Here is an 8,724-nt window from a genome sequence, read left to right on the forward strand (position 1 = left end):
TTTGTTTATATTTTGAGTTGTAACAAACGGATAGCTTGATCCTAGCGCTAATTTAGCACATTATAATCGCTTAATTAAGATTAAACCACGACTTAGCGATAGCAAATGACTGAAAATCCATTATTAAATTACCAATTGCAACTGCCGCAATCCACATCGCAGGGTGACGACCATACTTTACCTACGTTAGTTTTTCTGCATGGCATGTTCGGCGATCTCAATAATTTGGGCATTCTTGCCCGAGCTTATGCCGAGCACTTTCCGCTGCTGCGTATTGATTTGCGTAACCACGGACACAGTTTCCAGCATGCCGAGATGAACTATGAACTAATGGCGCATGATGTTATCCGTTTGATCGATCATTTAAAATTAGAGCGTCTTATTCTGATCGGTCATTCGATGGGCGGAAAAACGGCCATGAAAATTGCTGCCTTATTGCCCAATCGAGTAGAGAAATTAGTGGTTTTGGACATTGCCCCAGTTGCTTACCATGAAAATCACCACGATGCTGTATTCAAGGCGCTGTTTGCCGTCAAACAAGCCCGTCCGCAAAGCCGTCAACAAGCCGACCCGATTTTGCAGCGCCACATTCAACAACTCGGTGTTCGCCAATTCATGTTGAAATCTTTTGCACCACAACAACCGGACTGTTTTTTATTTAACCTGACCGCACTTTATAACAATTACCCCGACTTGTTAAATTGGCAAGCGGTTTACTGCGACACCCCCACATTGTTGATTAAAGGCGGACGTTCAAGTTATATTTTGCCGGAATATAAGGACGCTATTCTGACGCAATTTCCAAACGCCACTGCTTTCACCATCAGTCGCAGCGGACATTGGATTCACAGCGACAGTCCCGAGTTGGTGATTAAAGCGATTGACCGTTTTCTGGCGTTGATACGTTGACACGCTGAAGGACGATTTATCTTTAAAACAAATTATGCTATAGTGCGCCAACTTAAAAATGGCTTATCATTCTCAATTAAAACAGTGATCGAAATTGGTTTATGGCAAAACAAGAAGCAGATTGCATTACATTGGATCTATTCCACAATCTACCTAAAGTGGGGCGTCCGAAAACCAACCCACTGAGTAGAGAGCAGCAGGCACGCATCAACAAACGCAACCAGTTACGCCGCGATCGTGCCTCCGGTTTAAAACGGGTAGAGCTGAAATTACACAGTGAGATTATTGAACGTTTACAGCAACTCGCTGACGAATATAACCTAAGTCGAGCACAATTAATCGAGAATGTATTAAACGAATATTTAGAACAACAGCAAAAATAGGATACAAAATATGGCACTTGTTGGTTTATTTTATGGCAGCGATACTGGAAATACTGAAAATATTGCAAAAATGATCCAGAAGAAACTGGGCGATAATCTGGTGGATATCCGTGATATCGCCAAAAGCAGCAAAGCAGATATCGAAGCCTATGATTTTATTTTAATCGGCATTCCGACTTGGTATTACGGTGAAGCGCAAGCTGATTGGGACGATTTTTTCCCGACGCTGGAAGAAATTGATTTTACCGATAAAATCGTCGGTATTTTCGGCTGCGGTGATCAGGAAGATTATGCAGAATATTTCTGTGACGCCATGGGAACAGTACGCAATATTATCGAACCGCACGGCGCCACAATTGTCGGCTACTGGCCAACCGAAAGCTACAATTTTGAAGCGTCACAGGCATTGATTGACGGCGATAAATTTGTCGGCTTGTGTATTGATGAAGATCGCCAACCGGAGCTGACCGAGCAACGGGTTAGTGCTTGGGTCAAGCAAATTTATGATGAAATGTATTTGGCAGAATTAGTCTAATTGTCTATACCTATCATAATTATTTTACCTGATAATTTGCAATTGATAAGTATTCCTCATAGAATACAGGGGAATCATAAAACACTTATAGCGACTTTATCTGATTTGTTCCCTAATCAACGATAGCTATCCGATACGAGGTTAATATGTCTGAAGACAACATCAAATTATTAAAAAAAGCCGGTTTAAAAATTACCGAACCACGCTTGAAAATTCTGGCTTTAATGCAGAATCATCATAATACCGAATATCAGCATTTCTCGGCGGAAGATATCTACAAAATGTTATTGGAACAAGGGGAAGAGATCGGTTTAGCCACGGTTTATCGCGTATTGAATCAGTTTGATGAAGCAGATATCCTGATTCGTCACAACTTTGAAGGCAATAAATCGGTGTTTGAATTGGCTCCAATTGACCACCACGACCATATCATTTGTATGGACTGCGGCAAAGTGATCGAATTCAGCGATGATATTATTGAAAAACGCCAAAAAGAGATCAGCAAAGAGTATGGAATCCAACTGGAAAACCACAGTTTATATCTATACGGCAAATGCAACGACATCAAAAATTGCGACGAGCCAAGTAAAAAGTAAGCCAAACTTTGAATTTCACCGACTAAAAAACCCGCGTTTGCGGGTTTTTTATGTTACAAAACTTAAAACAACTCTTTTAGATGCCCAAAATTGCTTTTTGCGGTATCAATCACTTCACCAACATCACCATTGACCAATTTTTTCGTCATGGAAGTCATAAAGTCACGCATTTGTGCCAAGCTGGGGTGCGGCGGTAAGCTGAGCGCGTCAGAATTAGTGTAAATATTCACCAATGCGGGACCATCATGGGCGAACGCTTGCTTGATTGCGTCTTCCACGTCTTCGGTTTTATGCGCAGCAAAGCCTTTGATATTCATCAATTCCGCAATTTTATCAAACGGTGGGTTCACCATATCGGTTTGCCAATCAACCAAACCCGACACTTCCATTTCCAACTTCACCATGCCTAACGCACGGTTATTGAACAGAATAATTTTAATCGGCAAATTATATTGCATAATGGTCGCCAAATCGCCGAGCAGCATCGACAAACCGCCGTCGCCACATAACGCCACCACTTGCCGCTGACTTGACACCGCTGCGCCGATTGCCATCGGCATCGCATTCGCCATCGAACCGTGATTAAATGAACCGGTTAAATAACGGTTTTGCTTGCGTTTGATAAAACGCGCTGCCCAAACCGAAGTCATTCCGGTATCAACCGTAATCACTGCATCATCGGCGGCCAATTCACTGACCAAATGCGCCACATATTCCGGCTGAATATGATCTTCCGCGCCTTTGTGTTGCACATAATCGGCAAAGTGGGATTCGGATTTTTGATACTCTTTTTGCATTGCTTCAAGGAAAGTGCGGTCAGTGTGCGCTTGCAACAGCGGTAATAAGGCACGAATGGTATCGCCCACATCACCCGCCAAGCCGAGATCGACTTTCGCTCTGCGCCCCAAACGTTCTGGTTTAATGTCCAATTGCACAATTTTATTGTTGGTCGGCAAAAATTCGGCATACGGGAAATCACAGCCCAACATCACCAATAAATCCGCCTGATTACAAGCATCATAGCCCGAGCGATAGCCTAGCTGCCCGTTTAAACCGGCACGAAATTCGTTATCGTCACTATCAAAGAAAATTTTACCACGGAAGGTGTAACAAATCGGCGATTGCAGCACTGCGGCTAGCTGTTTCACTTCGTCAATCGCATCGCGACAGCCGTGTCCGCAATATAGGGTGATTTTTTTATGTTGGTTTAACAAATCGGCAAATTGCTGTAATTCGCGCTCATTCGGACGGCAAATCACGTTGGTCGGATAGGTGATTTCCGCAGTTGGAATCGTGACCGCACTTGCCGAAGCCACATCACCCGGCAAACCCAGCACCGCCACACCTTTTTGTGAAATTGCCGCCTGAACCGCACTTTGCATCATGTGCGGAAACTGTTCAGCAGTGTTGGCGACAGCAACGAATTTGCTGCAATCTTGGAACAGGTAATAGGGATTGGTTTCTTGAAAATAGTCTTGTGCGAATTTATGTGTCGGGCATGTGCTGGCAATCGCGATCACCGGATTACCGGAACGGTTGGCATCATACAAGCCGTTGATTAAATGCACATGTCCCGGTCCTGAACTGCCCATACAGCAACCGATACCATTCAACTCCGCATCCATTGAAGCGGCATAAGCCGCCACTTCTTCGTGCCGAACGTGAATCCATTCCAGTTTGCCGCTGTTGCGAATCGCAGCATTGACCGGATTTAGGCTATCGCCGGTGATGGCGTAAACACGTTTAACCCCTGCTTGCAGTAACATTTCGACCAATTGGTTCGCTACCATTTTGCCCATATTTCCTCCTAATGAATATTATTTTTTAAACATCATCAGGAAAATAGCAGAAAATGGAATAAGAAAGATAGCAAATTTACACTCAGCACAAAAATGGTTTATTTCTGCCGAACCGCCAGCATATAATTCGCACTCACGTCATGATTCAAGCAAAAACGTCCACTCAACGGATTATAGTGATAACCGACACTGTCAAAGCAGCTCAAATCCGCCGCGTCGCACCACGCCAATAATTCAGCCGGTTTGATAAATTTATCGTAATCGTGCGTGCCCTTCGGCAGCATTTTCAGCACATATTCCGCACCGATCACCACCAACGCCCACGCTTTCAAGGTGCGGTTAATGGTGGAAAAAAACAGCACGCCGTCTGGTTTCAGCAGTGCTTGACAACTGCGCACCACCGCACTTGGATCGGGAACATGTTCCAACATCTCCATGCAGGTGATGACATCAAATTTTTCACCTTGCTGTTGCTGCAACGCCTGCAAAAAATCTTCGATGGTCGTTTGTTGATAATCAATGTTCAAACCGCTCTGTTGTGCGTGTTTCTGCGCCACTTGCAACGGTTGTGGCGACATATCAATTCCTGTCACCTCTGCCCCCTGCCGCGCCATGCTTTCCGCCAAAATCCCGCCGCCACAGCCGACATCGAGCACTCGTTTGCCGAATAAACCGTCAGACAAGTGCAAAATATAGTCCAGACGCAGCGGATTTAAGCGATGAATCGGTTTAAAATCCCCATCCGGATCCCACCAACTTTGCGCCATTTTGGCAAATTTTTCGATTTCCTGTTGATCAACGTTTTGCATGCTATCGGTTTCTCAAATAATGAATAAAACCGCACTTTGCCAATTTTATTCTAATTAAAAACGTAGCTTTTATTATGCAGAATTATCCATCAAAATTCACTATAAAATTAGGGAAAAATGGGGCTTTATGCTATAATCTGGTTACTTTTCAGCGATGGTTTTACCCGCTTTATAAGCTTTATATTCAGTCAATTAGGAAAACTTTGAATGAGCGAATTTGCAAGTGACGTTTCCCCCGTCAATATTGAAGAAGAACTAAAATCCTCCTACCTTGATTATGCCATGTCGGTGATTGTCGGACGTGCTTTGCCTGATGTGCGCGACGGGTTGAAGCCGGTGCACCGCCGTGTGCTTTTTGCGATGAATGTCGGTGGCTACGACTACAATAAACCGTACCGCAAATCGGCACGTGTGGTCGGCGATGTGATCGGTAAATATCACCCGCACGGCGACAGCGCGGTGTACGATACGATTGTGCGCATGGCACAGCCGTTTTCGCTGCGCTATATGCTGGTCGACGGGCAAGGCAACTTCGGTTCGATTGACGGTGACTCGGCAGCGGCAATGCGTTATACCGAGGTCAGAATGACCAAAATCGCCCATTCAATGCTGGCGGATTTAGACAAAGAAACGGTCGATTTTGTACCGAACTATGACGGCTCGGAGCAGATTCCGGAAGTGTTACCAACCCGTATTCCTGCCTTGTTGGTCAACGGTTCTAGTGGTATTGCAGTTGGTATGGCAACCAATATTCCGCCACACAATTTAGGCGAAGTCATCGACGGCTGTCTGGCATATATCGACAATAATGAAATTAGCATTGACGAATTGATGACCTATATTCCGGGGCCGGATTTTCCGACTGCCGCAATAATCAATGGTCGCAAAGGGATTGAGGACGCTTACAAAACCGGACGCGGTAAAATTTATGTGCGTGCCAGAGCAGAAGTGGAAACCGATGCCAAAGGCAAAGAAACCATTATCGTGCATGAAATTCCGTATCAAGTGAATAAAGCCCGTTTAATCGAAAAAATTGCTGATTTAGTTAAAGAGAAAAAAGTCGAAGGTATCAGTGCGCTGCGTGACGAATCCGACAAAGACGGGATGCGGATCGTAATTGAGATCAAACGTGATGCAGTTGGCGAAGTAGTGCTGAATAACCTCTATTCCTTAACCCAACTGCAAGTCACCTTCGGTATCAATACCGTTGCTTTGGATCACGGGCAACCAAAACTGTTAAATTTGAAACAGTTAATTGAAGCGTTTGTGCTGCACCGTCGTGAAGTGGTGACTCGCCGCACCGTATTTGAATTGCGCAAGGCTCGTGAGCGAGCGCATATTTTGGAAGGCTTGGCGATTGCGCTAGCCAATATCGATCCGGTAATCGAATTGATTCGCCAAGCGCCAACCCCGGCCGCTGCCAAAGAGGGCTTGTTGTCACAACCATGGCAATTGGGCAATGTGGCGGCAATGCTGGAAGCCACCGGCGTCAACAGCGCCCGCCCTGAAGATTTAGCGCCGGAATACGGGATTCGCGATAATGTTTATTATCTGACCGAAGTACAGGCGCAAGCCATTCTCGATTTGCGCTTACATCGCCTAACCGGACTGGCTCACGATGAACTGCTGAACGAATATAAAGAAAAACTGACGATTATTGGTGGTTTACTGTATATTTTGAACACGCCTGAACGTTTGATGGAAGTGATCCGCGAAGAATTAAACGAGATCAAAACCCAATTTAACGATCCGCGCCGTACCGAAATCACTGCCAGTTCCGCCGATATTAATCTGGAAGATTTAATTGCGCCGGAAGATGTGGTCGTCACCCTGTCCCACGAGGGCTATGTTAAATATCAGCCACTGTCTGACTATGAGGCACAACGTCGTGGCGGCAAAGGCAAATCCGCCACCAAGATGAAAGAAGAAGACTTTATCGAGCGCTTGTTGGTTGCCAACACTCACGATACGATATTATGCTTCTCTAGCCGTGGTCGTCTGTATTGGCTACGCGTATTCCAGTTGCCGCAAGCCAGCCGTGGCGCGCGTGGTCGCCCGATTGTCAATATTCTGCCGTTGCAGCCTGATGAGCGTATCACCGCTATTTTGCCGGTCGCAGAATATGCCGATAATAAATTTATCTTTATGGCAACTGCCAGCGGTACGGTGAAGAAAACTGCACTGACCGAATTCAGCCGTCCACGCGCCAGCGGATTGATTGCAATTAACCTGCGTGACAACGATGAGTTGATCGGCGTGGATATCACCGAAGGCGACAATGAAATTATGCTGTTCTCGTCGCAAGGCCGTGTGGTGCGCTTCAGCGAAGAAGCGGTGCGCGCCATGGGAAGAACTGCCACCGGTGTGCGTGGCATCAAACTGGCACTCAGCAATGATCTCAGCGACGACGAAAACGAGAATGACGACAGTGCCGGTGATGATTTGGACACCGCACTTGACCTGAATATCGACAAAGTGGTGTCGTTGGTGGTGCCAAAAAATGATGGCGCAATTCTGACCGCCACGCAAAACGGCTACGGCAAACGTACCAAATTGGACGAATACCCGACCAAATCACGCAATACCAAAGGCGTGATCTCGATTAAAGTCAGCGAACGCAACGGCAAAGTCGTGGCGGCAGTGCAGGTGGAAGACAATGATCAAATTATGCTGATCACCGATGCCGGCACCCTGGTGCGCACCCGTGTCAGCGAAGTCAGCACGGTTGGACGTAACACCCAGGGCGTGCGCCTGATCCGCACCGCCGAAGACGAACATGTCGTCAGTTTGGAAACGATTTGTGATTTGGACGACGAGGAATCAGAAATAATTGATTCAGAAGTTACTGATACCATCGAAATGGTAGAATAAGTCAAAGAATAAACACAAATTAAGATAAATAGCGCTATTTATCGACTCGATAGGGCGGATATTTTCCGTCCTATCGACAGATCACTCAAATAACAAGCAAAAATATCTTTTGCTCTACGCTACATCAGATAAATATTTGGATAACATTTTTCGAATTGCCGCAACCGTCATAAATAATCGTTGTTGATCAATGGGCTCAAAACCGTATTGACTATAAAAATCCGCTCTTCCCTCTTTCGCATCAACAAATACAACTGGGAAGCCGACAATTTCAGCTGCTCGCTTTAAATTTACCAGCGCATCAACCAGTAGTTTTGAACCAAAACGCTTTCCTTGAAAACGTTTATCGACAGCTAAACGAGAGATCAACAGACCCTAATAATTTGTGATGGCTGTATCGGATCAACCAGAACATAGCTTCTTGAATGATCTCTTTCGCCCAATTGATTAGCGGTTAATTTAAGAAAATTATTCAGTGGCTTAACGCCACAATCAAAACTAGCTCTATCATGAATTCTACTATTTAGCGGTACAATGACCATACTTATCTGCCTAAGTGTTCTTTAAAGGCTTGCATTAACTTCTGATTTTCCATATCTGGATTGTCTAGAGCAGACAATAACTTGAGAGAGCTCTCTCTATTTAACTTAATCAAATTTTCTGCTTGCAAAATTTCTTTTGCTTTCTCGACAGCAGCATTCACTACAAATGAATTAATACTGGTAATCCCCGCTAACTTTGCAGCTTGCAGTAGTAACGATTGAGTATCTTGATCAATGCGCGCAGTAATCCGTGCCGTGGCAGTAGTATGCATAATAAACT

The 8,724-nt window shown here is 45.1% G+C and carries 9 protein-coding genes; 5 read left to right on the forward strand and 4 right to left on the reverse strand.

Features of this window, described 5'->3' with window-relative positions:
- Positions 1–105 precede the first annotated feature (105 nt).
- From FHQ30_RS11845 to fur, 4 genes are all read left to right on the forward strand, one after another.
- Entirely contained in the window at positions 106–909 is an 804-nt protein-coding gene (locus tag FHQ30_RS11845) for an alpha/beta fold hydrolase (RefSeq protein WP_139610430.1), read from the forward strand.
- Positions 910–1,010: 101 nt separating this feature from the next.
- Complete coding sequence (ybfE, locus tag FHQ30_RS11850; RefSeq protein WP_132967141.1) at positions 1,011–1,292, forward strand: LexA regulated protein; 282 nt, start codon at positions 1,011–1,013, stop codon at positions 1,290–1,292.
- Between the two features lie 10 nt (positions 1,293–1,302).
- Positions 1,303–1,827, forward strand: a complete 525-nt coding sequence (fldA, locus tag FHQ30_RS11855; protein ID WP_139610429.1) for a flavodoxin FldA — start codon at positions 1,303–1,305, stop codon at positions 1,825–1,827.
- 146 nt (positions 1,828–1,973) lie between these two features.
- Positions 1,974–2,423 carry a ferric iron uptake transcriptional regulator gene (fur, locus tag FHQ30_RS11860; protein ID WP_132967137.1) on the forward strand — a complete coding sequence of 150 codons (450 nt, stop codon included), beginning with the start codon at positions 1,974–1,976 and terminating at the stop codon, positions 2,421–2,423.
- A gap of 62 nt (positions 2,424–2,485) precedes the next feature.
- Here fur and FHQ30_RS11865 read toward each other — a convergent pair whose 3' ends face one another.
- The gene (locus tag FHQ30_RS11865; protein ID WP_139610428.1) at positions 2,486–4,222 is read right to left on the reverse strand and encodes a thiamine pyrophosphate-dependent enzyme; all 1,737 of its coding nucleotides are present in this window, start codon (positions 4,220–4,222) and stop codon (positions 2,486–2,488) included.
- Positions 4,223–4,320: 98 nt separating this feature from the next.
- The gene (ubiG, locus tag FHQ30_RS11870) at positions 4,321–5,031 is read right to left on the reverse strand and encodes a bifunctional 2-polyprenyl-6-hydroxyphenol methylase/3-demethylubiquinol 3-O-methyltransferase UbiG (protein WP_139610427.1); all 711 of its coding nucleotides are present in this window, start codon (positions 5,029–5,031) and stop codon (positions 4,321–4,323) included.
- Between the two features lie 207 nt (positions 5,032–5,238).
- Between ubiG and gyrA the strand changes: the two genes are divergently transcribed.
- Positions 5,239–7,902, forward strand: coding sequence for a DNA topoisomerase (ATP-hydrolyzing) subunit A (gene gyrA, locus FHQ30_RS11875; protein WP_139610426.1), 2,664 nt, complete (start codon positions 5,239–5,241; stop codon positions 7,900–7,902).
- A gap of 114 nt (positions 7,903–8,016) precedes the next feature.
- Here the strand turns inward: gyrA and FHQ30_RS13495 are convergent, their stop codons facing one another.
- Complete coding sequence (locus tag FHQ30_RS13495; RefSeq protein WP_267963749.1) at positions 8,017–8,271, reverse strand: GNAT family N-acetyltransferase; 255 nt, start codon at positions 8,269–8,271, stop codon at positions 8,017–8,019.
- Positions 8,272–8,446: 175 nt separating this feature from the next.
- Positions 8,447–8,724, reverse strand: a 278-nt coding sequence (locus tag FHQ30_RS11885) for a type II toxin-antitoxin system TacA family antitoxin (protein WP_442805636.1), incomplete at its 5' end; no start/stop codon positions are given.

Source organism: Testudinibacter sp. 'clade 2', from assembly GCF_006227735.1.
Lineage (GTDB): Bacteria > Pseudomonadota > Gammaproteobacteria > Enterobacterales > Pasteurellaceae > Chelonobacter.